Genomic DNA, 17,457 nt, shown 5'->3' on the forward strand with positions numbered 1-17,457 from the left:
CTTTTGGGGTGCAGATCATATAGGCAGGGTTTAGCTAAAAATCTAATCAAGCTACTAATTAAACATCATATGTAGTTGATGCAGTATTACCACCGTGACCAGTCCAGTTAGTGTGGAAAAATTCTCCACGAGGTTTATCAGTACGTTCGTAAGTATGTGCGCCAAAATAGTCACGTTGTGCTTGTAGCAAGTTTGCTGGAAGACGAGCTGTGGTATAACCGTCTAAGAAAGTAAGAGCAGATGCCATACAAGGCATTGGTAACCCGATTTCAATCGCTTTTGCCACCACTTTACGCCAAGAAGGCAAACAATCTTTCAAAATATTGTTGAAATATGGATCTGAGCCTAAGAATACAAGATCAGGATTATTTTCGTAAGCATCTCGAATATTACCTAAGAATGCACTGCGGATAATACAACCTTCACGCCATAATAATGCGGTGTTACCATAGTTAAGATCCCAATGATAAGTTTCAGAAGCTTCACGAATTAACATAAAACCTTGTGCATAAGAGATGATTTTTGATGCCAATAATGCTTGACGTACTGCCTCAATCCACGCTTTTTTATCACCGCTAACCACTTCAATTTTGTTATTGAAAAGTTTGGCTGCCGCTAAACGCTGTTCTTTGAAAGAAGAAACACAACGTGCAAAAACCGCTTCGCTAATTAAAGTTAATGGAATGCCAAGATCTAATGCATTAATACCCGTCCATTTACCTGTTCCCTTCTGTCCAGCAGTATCAAGAATTTTTTCGACTAGCGGCTGACCATCAGTGTCCTTGTAACCAAGAATATCAGCAGTGATATCGATCAAATAGCTGTTTAATTCTGTTTTTTTCCATTCTGTAAAGATGGCTTGCATTTCATCATAACTTAATCCTAAGCCCTCTTTTAAAAATTGATATGCTTCACAGATTAATTGCATATCACCATATTCAATACCATTGTGTACCATTTTTACAAAATGACCGGCACCATCTTTTCCAACCCAATCACAGCAAGGCTCGCCAGCCGGTGTTTTAGCAGCAATCGCTTGTAGAATCGGTTTTACATATGGCCACGCTTCTTCATTTCCACCCGGCATAATAGATGGACCTCGTCTTGCACCTTCTTCACCACCTGAAACGCCTGCACCGACAAAACGGATACCTTTTTCTCTTAATGCTGCAACACGGCGGTTGGTGTCTGGATAGTTTGAGTTACCGCCATCAATAATAATGTCGCCTTGTTCCAAATATGGCACTAGGCTATCGATAAATTTATCCACCACTTCACCAGCACGCACCATTAACATCACTTTACGTGGTTTTTCAAGTTTATCGACTAAATCTTGCAATGAATAAGCACCGATAATATTCGTGCCTTTGGCTGCTCCTTGTAAAAATTCATCCACTTTTGAAGTAGTACGGTTATACGCCACTACTTTAAAACCGTGGTCATTCATATTCAAAATTAAATTTTGCCCCATTACCGCTAAACCGATAACGCCGATATCACCTTTTTGGCTCATATTTTTCTCCTGTTAAATGAGGTGAAACAGATCACCTAAATAGTTAAATCACTAAATTATGCCGGCTTTTGCTGAATCACGATCGACTTCTGCATAATAATCGCTTGAAACGCCGGCGTAGTGGTCGCCCAGTCCACTACATCCACTTTCCAAGGCAAATCGCTGTCGCTAAATGCCTGTTCCACTTCACATAATTGCCTTAATGAAAGCGCTTTCTCACTCATTACCGCCAAATCCAAATCAGAAAATGTGGTTGCGGTTTGCTTTACTCTCGAACCGAATGCTCGCACTTCGTAATCCGGCAAGTAAGTACGTAAAATCTGTTTTACGATCTCAAAATGTTGTGGTTGGATGTCAAGCTTACACATTATGTTGCTTCAGTTGATTAAGTAAAAATTGTGCTGATTGTAAAAAGTCGGAAATTTGTTGATAAATCTGCTGCGCTTTGTCCTGATCATAAGTATGAGAGGTGACATTGCGCATTTTGCGATATAACAACCAATCTTCGACCGTATCAATCAACCCTGCTCTGGCACTTAAACGCAAAATATCTCGGAAATCGCTGCTATCAATCTCTTCCGGCACAGCGGCAAGCAATTTCAACTGGCGCTTCATCATTTTGATACTGAGTTCATAGACAAATTCAAATTTCTGAATCGCACCGGCAATTAAGGTATCCTGAACAATCGCATCCTGCTGTGTAAACCACTGTTTATCCGCCAATTTTGCAATGGTTAATGCTAAAGAAGTAAATGCATTCTCTAATGCCGAAAGATCAAGCCGTTCCATATTTTACCTATTTTTTAGACAACAACTGTGCCGCATCCTGATCTAAATACCATTCCGTTATGCCGTACTTCGCTTTAATTCTGGCTGCCGGATAAGGCAGATCTTCCGCCGGCGTGGTGTCGATCTCTTTTAAGATTTCTGCTTTAGCCGCACCGGTCACCAAATAGGTCACCCGTTTAGCATTCTCAATTAAAGCTGCCGTTTTGGAAACACGATACTGCCCACTTTCTGGATGTTGTGCAATTACAGCCCAATGCGAATCTGAAAAATCAGTCGCATTTGGAAACAGCGACGCAGTGTGTCCATCCGCTCCCATTCCTAAAATAATCCAGTCAAATACCGGCATTCCATTTTGTTTATCTTCGATCTGTTGCAAATCCTGCTTGAACTTTTCCAACGCCTGTTGCGGTGTTAATTCCCCATAAATACGATGAATATTTTCAGCCGGAATGACAATATGATCGAATAATAAACGTTGCACTTCACCATAATTACTTTCGACATCGCTCGGATCAACCATTCGATCATCTCCCCACCAAAAATGTAGATTTTGCCATTGAATCTCTTGGCTATAAGGTGCTTTTGCTAATGTCTGAAACAACAATTTAGGGGTACTACCACCAGAAAGCGAGATATGCACAGCTTTACCTAATTGGCTGTAACGTTTAAATTCCCGAGCAATCTGCTCGACTACCGCTTGGGCAGTCGGAAAAATCTTATAATTCATTTTTATAACTCACAATAGTTAGTATCAGTTAAGTTTTTACACGGGAAACGCCATTCACGATTGCTACGACTCATTAATTTATTTGCCGCTTCAGGCCCCCAAGTGCCACAAGCATAACCGTGAATTTTAGGATTACCAGCTTTATAATCTAAAATAGGTTGAACGAATTTCCACGCAGCCTGTACCGCATCACTACGAGTAAATAGCGTTGCATCACCATTTAAGGCATCCAATAATAAACGTTCATAGGCAGAGAATAAATGCCCTTCTGCAATTGAATCATAATGGAAATCCATCGCGACTTCTTTCGCTTTGAAACCTGAACCCGGCTGTTTTAAACCAAAGCTCATCACAATGCCTTCATCCGGTTGAATACGAATAATTAATTTATTTTCCGGTGCATTCATATTAAACACCGGATGTGGTGTTTTCTTGAAATGAATCACGATCTCTGTAACACGAGTCGGCATTCTTTTACCGCTACGGACATAGAATGGCACGCCACTCCAACGCCAGTTATCAATATTCAAACGCAATGCTATATAAGTTTCCGTACGAGATTGTGGATCAACGCCTTTCTCTTCACGATATCCCGGTAATTCCATACCTCTTACTTTTGAACGAGTATACTGACCAAGCACTAAATTCTCTTCGATAGTTTCCGCAGTTAATGGGTGTAAACTTTGCAACACTTTTACCACTTCATCACGCATTGATTTTGCATTAATGACCGCCGGACTTTCCATCGCCACCAATGACAACACCTGTAATAAATGGTTTTGAAACATATCTCGCATTGCTCCCGAACCGTCATAATAGCCGCCACGCTCTTCCACACCCAATGCTTCCGCACCTGTGATCTCCACATAATCGATATAATTTCGGTTCCAAAGCGGTTCAAATAATCCGTTCGAGAAACGCAACACTAATAGATTTTGTACCGTTTCTTTACCTAAATAGTGGTCGATACGATAAATTTGGTGTTCTGCAAAAGAGCGGTGAATTTTATCATCCAATTCGATAGATGAGTTCAAATCATAACCGAACGGTTTTTCAACAATTAAACGTTTCCAACCTTTCGCTTCATCATTCAAACCGTGTGCCGCTAAACATTCAGGAATCACACCATATAAGCTTGGTGGTGTAGAAAGATAATAAAGCACATTATCTTGACAGTGATGACGTGCATTAATATCGTCTAAACGGTTTTTAATTTTGGCATAATCATTGACATTTTTAGTATCAATTGCTTGATAATAGATATGTTGTAAAAAGACTTCTAAAATGCCTTCGTTCACTTTTTCATTATCAATTAGACTTTGACGCAATTTATCGCGAAACGCCTGATCGCTGAATTCTGTGCGACTTACGCCTAAAATGGCAAAATCTTCAGATAGCTTTTCATTTTCAAAGAGTTGGTATAACGCTGGAATCAGTTTACGGTGAGTCAAATCACCGGAAGCTCCAAAAATAACAATGGTATTATTATCTGGTTTTTGCATACTTTTTATTCCTACAACTTATTTTTACTGCTGTCCATATTATGGATGTTTCAATTTACATTACAGGCAATATATAAATTGCCCTGCTATGAAAGAGGTTACACCTCTGCTAAATGAGGTACATTCTACCGCCGTGAATTAAGATAACGCTAATCGGTTTTACCTAAAGTAGCGATAACCCGATTACAAAAGGATCTTATGCCAATCCCAATTACGGTTACCAACCACTATAAAATGTGGGTTAACAAATGTTTCTCGCCGGTTATAACTCAACGGTTGATGTTGTATCGTAAAAATATCACCACCACTCTCCTGCAAAATCACCTGTGCTGCAGCAGTATCCCATTCACCGGTATCACCCAAACGAATATAGCAATCACACTGTTGGCGCGCTACCAAAGTACTTTTCAAACCGCTAGAACCGTAAGTGATAAATTGATATTGAAACGCTGGATTTAATAGAGATAACATTTTTTGTTGATTAGCACTTCTACCAACTGCAATCTTAATTGGTTGTTCTCTATCAAACTGCTTTTGATACAATAAGCCTGTTTTTTGCCCGTTTTCCACGAAAAATGCACCTTCGCCTTTTACCGCATAAAAGGTCTGTGCCAACACCGGTGCGTGAATAATACCGATAACAGGTTGGTGATTTTCCACCAAAGCGATCAATACGGAAAATTGATCGGTGCGATCGATAAACTGTTGCGTGCCGTCTAACGGGTCAATCAACCAATAACGCTGCCATTGTTGACGATCCGCTAACGGAATGGCGCAATTTTCTTCTGATAACACCGGAATAGTCGGCTCTAATTCACTTAACGCCTTGACTAAAAACCGACTTACCGCAATATCCGCCTCCGTTACAGGCGTTTGATCAGCTTTGATTTTAATATGGACATTCTGATGATAAAACGCTGTTAGCTGTTCGCCTGCCTGATAGGCAATAGTTAATGCCTGTTCCAACAAAGTGGTTAATGTTTTCATTTCAACCTCATTAACGTTGTGTCAGATATTTTTTCAGCAAGAACAATGCTGCTAAATTTCTTGCCTCATTAAAATTCGGATCTTCAATCAATTGATCAATATTTGCTAAAGGATAACGTACCAGTTGCAATGGCTCAGGTTCATCGCCCTCTAATTTACTTGGTGATAATGACTCTGCCAATAAAATATGCATTGGGTTATTCATATAACCAGGAGATGAAATTAAGGTGCGTAATAAAGTCAAACATTCCGCTTTAAAACCAATCTCTTCCTGCAATTCACGATTCGCACTCTGTTGTGGCGTTTCACCGAGTTCCATCAACCCTTTCGGAAAACCAAGTTCATACTGATCCGTTCCGACTGCATATTCATAAGTCAATAATAGATTTTGTTGGGCATCAATTGCTAAAATCATCACTGCACTGCGTGTCGAGGGCTTAAAACGCTCATAAGTCCGCAACTCACCATTAGAAAAACGTAAATCCACTGCTTGAATTTCAAAAAGTCGCGATTTAGCGGCTGTATTAATTGCCAAAATTTCCGGTTTTTTCATAAAAAAATTCACCTCCGCACTTTTTTGTTGTCATAATTACTGTGCTTTGTTTTACAAAAAACGATAGTAACGATACCATACTTAACCGAATTATTCGAACGCTTAGACAACTAATTTTTATTGATTATGGCAAAAGATAAACATCAACAGGAACAGGAAAATTATCGCCTTGACAAATGGTTGTGGGCAGCACGTTTTTATAAAACCCGTACTTTAGCCCGTGAAATGGTTGACGGTGGTAAAGTACATTACAACGGGCAACGCACTAAACCAAGCAAAGAAGTAGAAATAGGCGCAATGATCAAATTACGTCAAGGTAATGACGAAAAAGAGGTACAGGTGTTAGCACTCTCCAATCTACGCAAGGCTGCTCCACTGGCACAACAACTTTATCAGGAAACGGAAGAGAGCATTAAAAGACGAGAACAGTTGGCGTGGGCAAGGAAAGCGAATGCCTTATCAATGCCGAATCCGGAGCGTCGTCCAAATAAAAAAGAGCGTCGTGATTTATTAAAATTCAAATATCAACAATAATTTATGGCAAAATCAAACTATATTACTCGTACTGGCTGGAATACGCTGGATCAAGAGTTGAAATATTTATGGAAAGTGGAGCGTCCACAAGTAACACAGGCGGTTTCTGATGCAGCAGCATTGGGTGATCGCAGTGAAAATGCAGAATACATTTATGGAAAACGACGTTTAAGAGAAATCGATCGCCGTGTCCGTTTTCTCACCAAACGTTTGGAAGTGCTGCAAATCGTTGATTATCATCCTCACCAAGAGGGAAAAATCTTTTTCGGTGCGTGGGTAGAATTGGAAACTGAAAACGGTGATTTAAAACAGTACCGCATTGTTGGTTGTGATGAATTCGATCCAGCGAAAAACTGGATCTCTATAGACTCTCCCGTAGCACGTGCCTTAATCGGCAAAAGCATTGATGATGAAGTGAAAGTCGATACCCCATCCGGAAAAATAATTTTCTATGTAAATAAGATTTGGTATGACAAAAGCGGAATCTAATTTTCCGCTTTCTAGTTAGCTTTCATTTTCTTTTCAAGATTTAAATAATCCGCTCAATTAAAATCGGTTGGTATTTTTTCTGTCGCTGCAAATGGTGGTTCAATAATTTTACGATCACAAATGCCAGTACGGTCATCGCTGATGTAAAAACGATATTCTGCCACTCTTCAACAAACAGATAATTTCCCAATAACACACTGAAAATTAACACAAATAATGGGATGGTATAAGCAATAAACGCTAATTTCAGTAAGGATTGTTCCGGCAGCCCGATTTCCACCGTTTCCCCGATCCTCATCGGTCTGGAGCAAGGGAAAGTAAAAAGATAACGGCTTGATTTTCCGGTTAATTCACTCAGTGCCGCTGTACCGCAACTTGCTTTGGATGCACAACCGCCGCACGCTTGATTTGCTTGACACTCAACTGTCACTTCACCTGATTGATAAGCAATTACCACCGCTTTTTCTGTAATCATTTGTTATCCTGTTTAAACTCAATGTCCTGCACAATTCGACGTGCCGTTGTTAATGGAATTTCGCCGACCAACACCACGGTTTTACCATTGACCACTTCGGTATAAAGCGTTTCTACACCTTGTCGCCACGATTCATTAATCGGCATATCTTTCTGTTCCAATAGATAGAGCGAGAAAGAGAATAAACCGTCACTATAAAGCTGTGTTTGGATAGATGGCGATAACCCATCAGAATGAAATTTCACCAATTTAAAACCTTTCGGCAACCACGACGGTTTCCAGTTATAGTCGGTGGTATTCGGGCTATATATGGTAATTGCCGGTGGCTGAATCATTTTATCCGCCGATTCAGTTAAACTTGTTGTATCTTCCAACATAGAAAGATCAATCACTTTAAACTGCGATAACGCATTGCCGCTACGATCAACAATTTCTCCTCGCAATGGCAGGCTGTTTTGCTCATCAATCCAGATCGTATAAGCATAGCGAAATTCATCTTTCGGCATTAGTTTAATCACATTGGCTATACGATTAGCGATTCTGTCCTTACCTAACGGTACGAAATCGTAATACTGTGCTAACTGCTTGAAATCGCTATAAACAATATTTGGTAATGAATCAATAATTTTATCACTGCGAATACTAAACGGCGCATAATTAGCAGAAAAATAACTGATTGTATTATCACGCTGCCAAATTTCTGTTCTAGGTCCATCTAAATAAAGCAGCTGTGCATAATGTTTATGGTCGGCATATGCGTGTCGATAGTTCAATGAAAAATGAAGATTATCCTCACCATAAGTAAACAACATTGTGTAATTTTGCTGCTGAAATGCGGTTTTCATGTGGTTCAGATCAGCAATAATTTGATCAATCGGTGAGGAGGCATATGCAGTAGCGAAGCTGTTAGCAATCCAGAACACTGAGGTGAGGAATAACTTCTTAAACATATAATAAACCTGTGCCTATGGCGTAAATCAAGATGCCTATTATAAAACAACATCACCACCAAAATGGTGGTGATGTCGGGAAATTTCGGAAATTTTTATTCAGATTTTAAGTCAGAATATAAACGACGTTGTAATTGGTAATTCTGCAAAATTTCATTTAAACGTTTATTTTGCTGTTCCAACTGTTCTTTGCTCGGCACATTTTTATGCGAAACATTATAGCTAACTTCTTGAACCGATTGTGTAAACGGCAAAGTTTGTAACGCTGGAGAAACGGTAGTTTCTGTTTCAGAACCTTTATTCAAATTCTGGATGCTAAACACAGCGATTAAACAAACACTTGCAGCCACTGCGGTTTGCACAACAGGAACGACATATTTTTTCGCTTTAGCCCAGAAAGAAACTTTCGGCATTGCCGCAGTTTCTGGTTTCGGCTGTTCTTGCAACTGAACGGTTGTCTCTTGTTCAATTAATACTGCCATTCTTTCTGTAAAAGAAGTATCAAGTATGACTTCACTTTCATTGCGCATCACTGAACGTGCAATATGTAAAGTTGACCACGTCTGCTGTAACACTTTATCTTGACAAAGACTTTCGACAAAGCCACGTTCTACGTCTTCACCATCCATATAAGCTGAAAGTTGTTCTTTATTTTGCATAATTTCCGCCTTTCCATTCAATTAATGTTTCACCAACGGTGCTAATTGATTTTCAATAAATTCTCTTGCTCTAAAAATTCGAGAACGCACTGTACCGACTGGGCAATCCATCACATCTGCGATCTCTTCGTAACTCATTCCTTCAAGTTCTCGTAACGTGATCGCGGTTTTTAATTCATCTGGTAATTCATTGATAGTTTTAAACACGATCTCTTTCAATTCATCAGATAGAATCAAATGCTCCGGCGTATCAATATTACGTAACTTCGCTCCAGCATCAAAACTTTCCGCATCTTCCGCCAAAACATCTTCCGTTGGTGGACGACGCCCTTGTGTCATCAAGTAATTTTTTGCTGTATTCACGGCAATACGGTAAAGCCATGTATAAAAAGCACTCTCACCGCGGAATGTATCCAAAGAACGATACGCTTTAATAAACGTTTCTTGAGCAACATCCGGAATATCATTAGCTGATACGTAACGAGTCAATAATCCAGCGACTTTATTTTGATAACGTGCAACCAACAAATTAAATGCTTTTTTATCGCCTTGCTGCGCTCTTTCCACCAAAATTTGATCTGTTAGTTGTTCACTCATCTAAGTGAAATCTCCATTTTTATCTTTATCTAACAGCTTCCCAAAACGGTCTGTAAGTTACACAGCAAGCAATGCATTGAACTGTTAGAGTTCAAAATTTAATAAAAGTTCAAAAATTTAAACAAAAAGTTTTTAGAGCTTCTCAAGATGCGGTCAGTTTCACTTTTATCAAGTTCACCATCTGTTGCAATTTATCGGTAGGTGCTTTTTCTTGATTCATTAACCATCGGAATAACTGCGGGTCAGTAAAGGTAAGCAATTCCAAAAAAGTGTCTTTCTGCTCATCAGATAAATGATCAAACTCTTTTTTATAAAATGGCATTATCATTTTATCCAGTTCCAACATTCCCCGACGACAGTCCCATTCAATCCTTAATTTATTATAGTGTTTCATCTTATGCTTCTTTAATTGTGTTAATCATCAAAGCTGTATCTTATCAATTTTTATCAAGAATAACGAAGAAGAATTAGTAAAGAATTATGATTTTTGCAAAAATGATTATTTGGAATAGAGTTTATCTTTTCGCTCTTTTGCATAAAACTTTACATCACTGAACACTACCAATTATTCCAAACGTTGATTAAATAACCAACTTGCCACTACTAAAGTACACGCGGCAATAATCAGCATCGGATACAAGTTGATCCACACCAATGCAGCGGACATATCTTTCAAAAACAGCCCGTTTACAATAATCAAGAAATGCTTAATCGGGTTGATTTCCACCACCCATTGCAACCAATTCGGCATATTTTCTACTGGTGAAGCATAACCAGAAAGTGCCACTGCTGGCACTAAAAAAATAAACGTACCCAAAATCGCTTGTTGCTGTGTTTTAGAAATTGCAGAAATAAATAAACCTACACCGACCATTGCCAAAATAAATACAAAAATTGCCGCAAACAACAACCAGAAAGATCCTACAAACGGCACTTTGAAAACGGTCAATACCAATACAAAAATAATCAGTCCTTCCGCTAAACCGACCATCACTGCCGGAATAGTCTTCCCTAACAGAATCTCCGCTGGGGTTAGCGGTGAAACCAAGATCTGATCAAAAGTTCCCAACTCTCGTTCTCTAGCAACGGAAAGTGCAGTAACCATCAAAGCCACTAATCCAGCTAAAATACCGACCAATGCCGGCACCGTGTACCACAAGTGCTGCAAATTTTCATTGAACCAATTTCTGGTCAACACCACGACCGGCAAACCCTGTTTACCCTGTTGCAATGCCAATTCGGTATTGTATTGCAGAATAATTTGCGCTACATAGTTATGGATAATTTGTGCCGAATTGGAATTTCTCCCATCTAACAACAGCTGAATATTTGCCGCCTGCCCCGACAACAGTTTTTGACTGAAATCTGCCGGAAACTGGATTGCCATCAACACGTTTTTATTTGCCAACTGCTGTTGTAACTGCTGCTCGCTCTGCACATATTGCAACTCGGTAAAGGTGGGTGAAGCTGCAATGCGTTGAATCACTTCGGTGCTATAAACGCCGTGATCTTGGTTATAGACCGCCACAGAAATATTTTTCACCTCCAATGTGGCAGAATAAGAGAAAAGGAAAAGTTGCAACAATGGCGGCCCAATCAACACCAATCTGCTACGCGGATCACGAAACAGCGCCAATAACTCTTTGATGATTAATGCCCAAATACGTCCATTGAAAATCATACATCGATCCTTTTATGTGTTTTGCGTTTCGTAAAAAGAAAAGTCAAAATGCCGATAATCAACATTATGCAGATCGCTTGCGCCAATAATCCCCATACATTGCCAGATAAAAATAACGTTTGCAAAATAGTCACATAATAACGCACGCTAAATAGATAGGTCAGCCACTGTATCGGCAACGGCATTGAGCTGATTTCAAACACAAAACCGGACAACATAAAAGCGGGCAAAAAAGCAAATAAAATTGCAATTTGTGAAGCAACAAATTGATCCTTTGAAAGCGAAGAGATCAACAATCCTTGCCCTAACGCACAAATCAGGAAAACAGAGGTGGCAATAAACAATACCAACAGCGATCCTCTAAACGGCACATCATAATAAAGCGTTGTTACCAAAAAACAGATCAACATTGAACCGATACCCAAAATATAATAAGGGATTAATTTTCCTAATAAAATTTGAGTAATGGTTACCGGTGTCGCCATCATTGCTTCCATCGTGCCACGTTCCCATTCTCGTGCAACCACTAGGGCTGTTAATAATGTACCAATCAAAGTCATTGTAATCGCCATTGAACCCGGCAATAAAAAATGACGGCTTTTTAATTCAGGGTTAAACAGATAACGTTCCTGCAAGCCAATGCCGCCACTCGCCTCATCAATGGTATTTTGTTGTTGTAACCAATTCTGAATGACACCGCTGGTATAACCGTTAACGAACATTGCTGTATTCGGCTGCGAGCCATCGGTTAACACCTGAATTTGCGCCGGTTGTTGCTGTAATAATTGTCGGCTAAATTGCGGCGGAATCACCACAATGCCTTTAATATCGCCAGCGATCAAATCCTGATATAAAGCACGGCGATCATCCGCAAAACGGCTGTCTAAAAAGCGTGAATGACGGAATGCGTCAACTAATTCCGTAGCCAATGGTGATGAAGATTGATTAACCACGCCGATATTGACTTTGTTGCTGTCCAAATTGATGCCGTAACCAAAAATAAACAACAGAATAAAAGGCAATACAAAAGCAATCAGAATAGAAGAGGGATCGCGAATAATCTGCAACATCTCTTTATAAACTAACGCCCACAATCGTTTCATATTGCCCCCTTAGCCTGATCCTTCGCCTGCACCAATGCAATAAAAGCGTCTTCCAATGTAGGTGCCTGCAAGCCCGCCAGCTGCACTGCCTGCTGCTTTAATTCATCCGGTGTGCCGGTCGCAATATTTTCACCGTGATAAATCAAACCGATACGATCACAATACTCCGCTTCATCCATAAAATGCGTGGTGACCATCACCGTAACACCTTTGCCCACCATCGCATTGATATGCAGCCAAAATTCACGTCTGGTAATCGGATCAACCCCCGAAGTCGGCTCATCCAAAAACAGAATATCCGGCTGATGAATCACAGCACAAGCAAGTGATAACCGCTGTTTAAACCCTAACGGCAAATCGCCGGCATTCATTTTCAAATAAGGTTTAAAATCAAAAATATCGATCATCATTTCAATACGTTCACGTTGTGCTTTGCCGGTAACGCCATATAAACCGGCAAAAAAACGTAAATTTTGTAACACATCTAAATTGCCGTACAGTGAAAAACGTTGTGCCATATAGCCGATTCTGCTGCGTGCCTGTGAGGTGGCATAACGTAAATTCAAACCGGTAACGAAACATTCTCCGGCAGTCGGCTGCAACAAACCGCACATCATTTTAAATGTGGTCGATTTACCGGCACCGTTCGGTCCTAATAAGCCAAAAATCTCACCACGTTTAATCGAAAAGGTATTATCTTTAACCGCGACAAAATCGCCGAATTTTTTGGTTAATCCTTTCGCATCAATCACCGGTTTGCCATCATCCTGCTTGGCTTCAATCTGCGCTGCCAATGCTGAATTTCCACCGGGACCGCCACCCAAACGATTAATAAAGGCATCTTCAAAACAGGGATTAACGGGCTGCCACTTACCTTGCGATAACTGTGGTTTTGCCGCTTCCGGTTTCAACACAATCCGCAAATTACTGCCTTGAATAATGCCGTCCATCACCTGATGTTGTTGCAATAAATGAATCAGACTGGCACGCCTGTCTGCCACCGGAATATCGCTTACTTGAAAAACACGGCCTTGCACCGATTCCAACAAGCCTTGTGGCGCACCGTCATACAATTTTTTGCCTTCATTCAGCAAAATGACACTATCGCATTTTTCCGCTTCATCCAAATAAGCGGTTGACCACAACACTGCCATTCCTTGCTGTACTAACGCTTGCACCAATTTCCACAATTCACGCCGTGAAATCGGATCAACGCCGACACTTGGTTCATCCAGTAATAACAGTTTCGGATCGCCGACCAATGCACACGCCAAACCCAATTTTTGTTTCATTCCGCCGGAAAGCTTACCGGCTAAACGCTGTTGAAACGCTGCCAAATCAGTAAAAGCCAACAATTTGTCAAACTTCTCTTTTCTGGAAGCACCGCTGATTAAACGCAAATCCGCATATAAATTCAGATTTTCGATAACCGTTAAATCTTCATACAAACCAAATTTCTGCGGCATATAACCACTGATTTGATGAATGGTTTCAGCGTCATCATTGACATTGAGTTGATCGACCGTAATCGTGCCACTATCTGCCTGCATTAAACCGATAATATGACGAATTAAGGTCGTTTTACCTGCACCGTCCGGCCCAACCAAACCGGTCATTTTGCCGGGAAAAATCTGTGCCGATACAACATCAAGTGCCGGTTTATCCATTCCTTTGAAATGTTTGGTCACCTTATCGATAACCACCATTGCTTGTGACATTATTTATCCTCAGCCTGTTTTTCAATCAATAACGTCACCGGCATACCTTGGCGTAAACCGTTATCACTGTTTTCGACCATAACTTTGAAACGATAAACCAATTCCGTTCTTAACTGTTCGCTTTCCACATTTTTGGGCGTGAATTCCGCTTGAGGTGAAATAAAACCGATCTGCCCGGTATATTGTGCGCCGCTATCGGTAACGACAGTCACTTTTTGCCCTTGATAAAGATTGCCCAAATTTGGTTCATCCACATAAGCACGCACCCACACCGGTTTTTGTAATGAAATGGAATAGATCGGTAAGCCGGCATTCACCACGCTGCCTTTTTCTCGCACTCGGGTTAACACCACGCCGTCACTCGGCGCAATCAATTTGGTATCCGCCAAACGCGTTTCAGCAATCGAAACCAATGATTTGGAAATATCCACTTGTGCCAAAGCTCGATCACGAGATGCTACCACATCATCATAGTCCGCATCGGACACCGCATTTTTCTTGATTAAGCCTTGCACACGTTGATAAAGTTTTTCTGCTTGCACCAACGCAGCTTCCGCATCCGCCAATTTGGCTTTAGCTAAAATAAGTTCATCCTGAAAGGTTTTCTGTTCTAATGTCGCCAACAAATCACCGGCTTTCACTTGATCGCCTTCATCCACCAATAGCTGTTCAACTTTACCGGCAACTTTAAAACCAAGGTTGACATCGCGAATATCAACATTGCCGTACAACCTAATTTCGCTTTCATTCACGGCTTGTCGTTGGTGTTGTTGGAAAAGATAATAACCGCTTAATCCGATAATAATGAGGAGTAAAAAAATAAGACTTTTTTTCATAGCACAATCCTTAACCATTCCGTTGCATTGTCTACTGTTTGATCATACTCCTCTCGGCAAGGATCTTCATCCACTGCGTCCTGAAACTGTGACATTAAACAGAAAATAGTGCTAAATGATAATGATATAGCGGATAATCACTAAAGAAACTATTGATTAACAGGCAAAACTGTTCTTTATAACTTCAAATAGAAAGGTTTAAACATTGGAATGACATCCGAATGGTAGCAATGTTGCTGATCATAAATGGTTAATTCGCTCTGTTTCGGTGATGTTTTGTTGGCTAAAAAAGCAAAGGTTAATAACATTCTCTGCGGCATTTTTCCCTCTTTGGTAATAACGTGACAAACCTCCGTACAACACAGTTTTGAGGAAGTTGCCGACAATTGCTGTTGCAAACAGATACCTGCTTGAAACGGCAACACAAATTGGATTTTGCCCTTTACACTTAAACAATTTTCGGCAGCGAGTAGCCAATCCAAATGGGATAAATCGCCAACATAACGCGCGGTTTCTCTGGATTGATCCCGACACTGGCTGGCACTTTCAAAATAGGGCGGATTTGCCACAATAAGATCAAAACGCTGCGAGCTTTGCCGACAAAATTGCTGCATCGATTGATGATAAATCGTAACGCGCGCCGACCACGGTGAAATCGCTACATTATCAAGTGCCTGACAATAGGCATTTTCTTCAATTTCCACGCCGACAATTTGACAATCCGCCGCACTTCTTTGTGCCAGCATCAACGCAATCAATCCGGTACCGCAACCTAAATCCAAGATCCGATTTGCACCGGCGACATCTGCCCACGCGCCAAGCAAAACCCCGTCTGTGCCTACTTTCATTGCACAGCGGTCGTGGTAAATTTTAAATTGCTTAAATTGAAAACAGGCTGCTTTCGCCATTGCTAAAATCGCTCTAATCGGGATTGAATAGCGATATTTTAATAAAATTTCGCTATAATTCGAGGCTGATTTTTTATTTTCGAGAATTTTTATGACCATTTCTAATTTTGATGAATTTGATCTTGATCCACAGCTGCTCAAAGCATTAGCCAAAAAAGGCTTGAATCGTCCAACTGCTATCCAGATTGAGGCAATCCCTGCGGCAATGGATGGGCACGATGTGTTGGGCTCTTCGCCGACCGGCACCGGAAAAACCATTGCTTTTTTATTACCGGCTATTCAGCATCTATTGGATTTCCCTCGCTGTAAACCGGGCGCACCACGCGTTTTAGTGCTGACACCAACCAGAGAATTGGCAATGCAGGTTGCTGAACAGGCACAGCAATTAGCACAATTTACTTCCTTAAGTATTGCCACCATCACCGGCGGCGTCGCCTATCAAAATCACGGCGAAATTTTCAATAAAAATCAAGATATGGTCATCGCTACCCCCGGACGTTTGCTCCAGTATATTCAGGAAGAAAATTTTGATTGTCGTGCGGTAGAAATCTTAATTTTTGATGAAGCCGATCGAATGTTGCAAATGGGCTTCGGTCAGGATGCTGAGCGTATTGCCGCTGAAACCCGTTGGCGCAAGCAGACAATGCTCTTCTCCGCCACACTTGAAGGCGAAGAGTTAAACAATTTTGCACAACGTTTATTGGATAATCCGGTTGAGGTGAATGCAGAACCGAGCCGCCGTGAACGTAAAAAGATTCAACAATGGTATTACCACGCCGACAGCAAAGAACACAAAATCAAATTGTTGGCTCGTGTCATTATTGACGAAAAAGTAAGCAGAGGTATTGTATTCGTACGCCATCGTGAAGAAGTGCGTGAACTGGCTGAGATTTTGCGTAAACGAGGCATCCGTAGCACCTATTTAGAAGGTGAAATGGCACAAACACAACGCAATAATGCAATTGAGAAATTGCGTGATGGCGTAGTAACAATTTTGGTCGCAACCAATGTGGCTGCTCGTGGTATTGATATTGACGACATATCGCACGTTTTCAATTTCGATCTGCCTTATAATGCCGATGTTTATTTGCACCGTATCGGGCGCACTGCTCGTGCCGGTAAAAAAGGTTGTGCGATCTCTTTTGTTGAAGCGCACGATTATCCCTTGCTTGGTAAAATTTGCCGTTACACCGGTGAAATTCTGAAAGCCAGAGTGATTGAAGATCTTGCGCCTCGTACAAAAGCACCGAAAGTGAATGAAATCAAAAAAGTCATCAAGAAAAAGAAAGCCCATTTAAAACAAAAACGGCAACAAGCCAAAGAACAAACCAGCAAGAAAAAAGTGAAATTACGTCATCGTGATAGTAAAAATATCGGTAAACGTCGAGTTCCTACCGCATTGCGTATGGCGCAACAAAATAATTCTGAACAGTAAG

The 17,457-nt window shown here is 40.7% G+C and carries 20 protein-coding genes; 3 read left to right on the forward strand and 17 right to left on the reverse strand.

The features are described from left to right. Positions 1–58: 58 nt before the first annotated feature. The 7 genes from gnd to nudE form a co-directional block, all read right to left on the reverse strand. Entirely contained in the window at positions 59–1,513 is a 1,455-nt protein-coding gene (gnd, locus tag JP36_RS03795) for a decarboxylating NADP(+)-dependent phosphogluconate dehydrogenase (RefSeq protein ID WP_039172115.1), read from the reverse strand. A 56-nt stretch (positions 1,514–1,569) separates the two neighbouring features. Further along, entirely contained in the window at positions 1,570–1,881 is a 312-nt protein-coding gene (locus JP36_RS03800; RefSeq protein WP_039136947.1) for a nucleotidyltransferase family protein, read from the reverse strand. After that, a complete protein-coding gene (locus JP36_RS03805; RefSeq protein WP_039142127.1) occupies positions 1,874–2,302 on the reverse strand; it encodes a nucleotidyltransferase substrate binding protein in 429 nt (142 codons plus the stop codon). The genes JP36_RS03800 and JP36_RS03805 overlap by 8 nt, the downstream gene beginning before the upstream one ends. A 7-nt stretch (positions 2,303–2,309) precedes the next feature. After that, the gene (gene pgl / locus JP36_RS03810; protein ID WP_039136951.1) at positions 2,310–3,029 is read right to left on the reverse strand and encodes a 6-phosphogluconolactonase; all 720 of its coding nucleotides are present in this window, start codon (positions 3,027–3,029) and stop codon (positions 2,310–2,312) included. A gap of 2 nt (positions 3,030–3,031) precedes the next feature. Further along, positions 3,032–4,531 (reverse strand): glucose-6-phosphate dehydrogenase, encoded by a 1,500-nt coding sequence (zwf, locus tag JP36_RS03815; protein WP_039136953.1) that lies wholly within the window; start codon positions 4,529–4,531, stop codon positions 3,032–3,034. A gap of 183 nt (positions 4,532–4,714) precedes the next feature. After that, complete coding sequence (gene cysQ, locus JP36_RS03820) at positions 4,715–5,518, reverse strand: 3'(2'),5'-bisphosphate nucleotidase CysQ (RefSeq protein WP_039172118.1); 804 nt, start codon at positions 5,516–5,518, stop codon at positions 4,715–4,717. A gap of 10 nt (positions 5,519–5,528) precedes the next feature. After that, positions 5,529–6,071 (reverse strand): ADP compounds hydrolase NudE, encoded by a 543-nt coding sequence (gene nudE, locus JP36_RS03825; protein ID WP_039172121.1) that lies wholly within the window; start codon positions 6,069–6,071, stop codon positions 5,529–5,531. Between the two features lie 126 nt (positions 6,072–6,197). Between nudE and hslR the strand changes: the two genes are divergently transcribed. Further along, positions 6,198–6,605, forward strand: a complete 408-nt coding sequence (gene hslR / locus JP36_RS03830) for a ribosome-associated heat shock protein Hsp15 (protein WP_039172124.1) — start codon at positions 6,198–6,200, stop codon at positions 6,603–6,605. 3 nt (positions 6,606–6,608) lie between these two features. Beyond that, positions 6,609–7,094 (forward strand): transcription elongation factor GreB, encoded by a 486-nt coding sequence (gene greB / locus JP36_RS03835; protein WP_039172127.1) that lies wholly within the window; start codon positions 6,609–6,611, stop codon positions 7,092–7,094. A gap of 40 nt (positions 7,095–7,134) precedes the next feature. Here greB and JP36_RS03840 read toward each other — a convergent pair whose 3' ends face one another. From JP36_RS03840 to JP36_RS03885, 10 genes are all read right to left on the reverse strand, one after another. Then, the gene (locus JP36_RS03840; protein WP_039172130.1) at positions 7,135–7,569 is read right to left on the reverse strand and encodes a SoxR reducing system RseC family protein; all 435 of its coding nucleotides are present in this window, start codon (positions 7,567–7,569) and stop codon (positions 7,135–7,137) included. Next, the gene (locus tag JP36_RS03845; RefSeq protein ID WP_013746446.1) at positions 7,566–8,519 is read right to left on the reverse strand and encodes a MucB/RseB C-terminal domain-containing protein; all 954 of its coding nucleotides are present in this window, start codon (positions 8,517–8,519) and stop codon (positions 7,566–7,568) included. Before JP36_RS03845 ends, JP36_RS03840 begins: the two co-directional genes overlap by 4 nt. Before the next feature lie 95 nt (positions 8,520–8,614). Beyond that, positions 8,615–9,178: a sigma-E factor negative regulatory protein gene (locus JP36_RS03850; protein WP_039172138.1), complete on the reverse strand. Its 564-nt coding sequence runs from the start codon at positions 9,176–9,178 to the stop codon at positions 8,615–8,617. Between the two features lie 21 nt (positions 9,179–9,199). Then, positions 9,200–9,775, reverse strand: coding sequence for an RNA polymerase sigma factor RpoE (gene rpoE, locus JP36_RS03855; RefSeq protein ID WP_039172141.1), 576 nt, complete (start codon positions 9,773–9,775; stop codon positions 9,200–9,202). Between the two features lie 142 nt (positions 9,776–9,917). Beyond that, positions 9,918–10,169 (reverse strand): succinate dehydrogenase assembly factor 2, encoded by a 252-nt coding sequence (locus JP36_RS03860; protein ID WP_039172144.1) that lies wholly within the window; start codon positions 10,167–10,169, stop codon positions 9,918–9,920. A 171-nt stretch (positions 10,170–10,340) separates the two neighbouring features. Continuing rightward, positions 10,341–11,456 carry an ABC transporter permease gene (locus JP36_RS03865; RefSeq protein WP_039172147.1) on the reverse strand — a complete coding sequence of 372 codons (1,116 nt, stop codon included), beginning with the start codon at positions 11,454–11,456 and terminating at the stop codon, positions 10,341–10,343. Then, positions 11,453–12,559: an ABC transporter permease gene (locus tag JP36_RS03870; RefSeq protein ID WP_039172151.1), complete on the reverse strand. Its 1,107-nt coding sequence runs from the start codon at positions 12,557–12,559 to the stop codon at positions 11,453–11,455. Before JP36_RS03870 ends, JP36_RS03865 begins: the two co-directional genes overlap by 4 nt. After that, positions 12,556–14,277, reverse strand: a complete 1,722-nt coding sequence (locus JP36_RS03875; protein ID WP_039172152.1) for an ATP-binding cassette domain-containing protein — start codon at positions 14,275–14,277, stop codon at positions 12,556–12,558. Before JP36_RS03875 ends, JP36_RS03870 begins: the two co-directional genes overlap by 4 nt. Further along, positions 14,277–15,113: an efflux RND transporter periplasmic adaptor subunit gene (locus JP36_RS03880; RefSeq protein ID WP_039172154.1), complete on the reverse strand. Its 837-nt coding sequence runs from the start codon at positions 15,111–15,113 to the stop codon at positions 14,277–14,279. The genes JP36_RS03875 and JP36_RS03880 overlap by 1 nt, the downstream gene beginning before the upstream one ends. Positions 15,114–15,289: 176 nt before the next feature. After that, complete coding sequence (locus tag JP36_RS03885) at positions 15,290–16,021, reverse strand: tRNA1(Val) (adenine(37)-N6)-methyltransferase (RefSeq protein WP_026211028.1); 732 nt, start codon at positions 16,019–16,021, stop codon at positions 15,290–15,292. A gap of 91 nt (positions 16,022–16,112) precedes the next feature. Here JP36_RS03885 and srmB point away from each other — a divergent pair, with 91 nt between their 5' ends. After that, positions 16,113–17,456 (forward strand): ATP-dependent RNA helicase SrmB, encoded by a 1,344-nt coding sequence (srmB, locus tag JP36_RS03890; RefSeq protein ID WP_039172156.1) that lies wholly within the window; start codon positions 16,113–16,115, stop codon positions 17,454–17,456. Position 17,457 lies beyond the last annotated feature (1 nt).

It is taken from the genome of Gallibacterium genomosp. 1 (assembly GCF_000771875.1).
In the GTDB taxonomy this organism is placed as follows: domain Bacteria; phylum Pseudomonadota; class Gammaproteobacteria; order Enterobacterales; family Pasteurellaceae; genus Gallibacterium.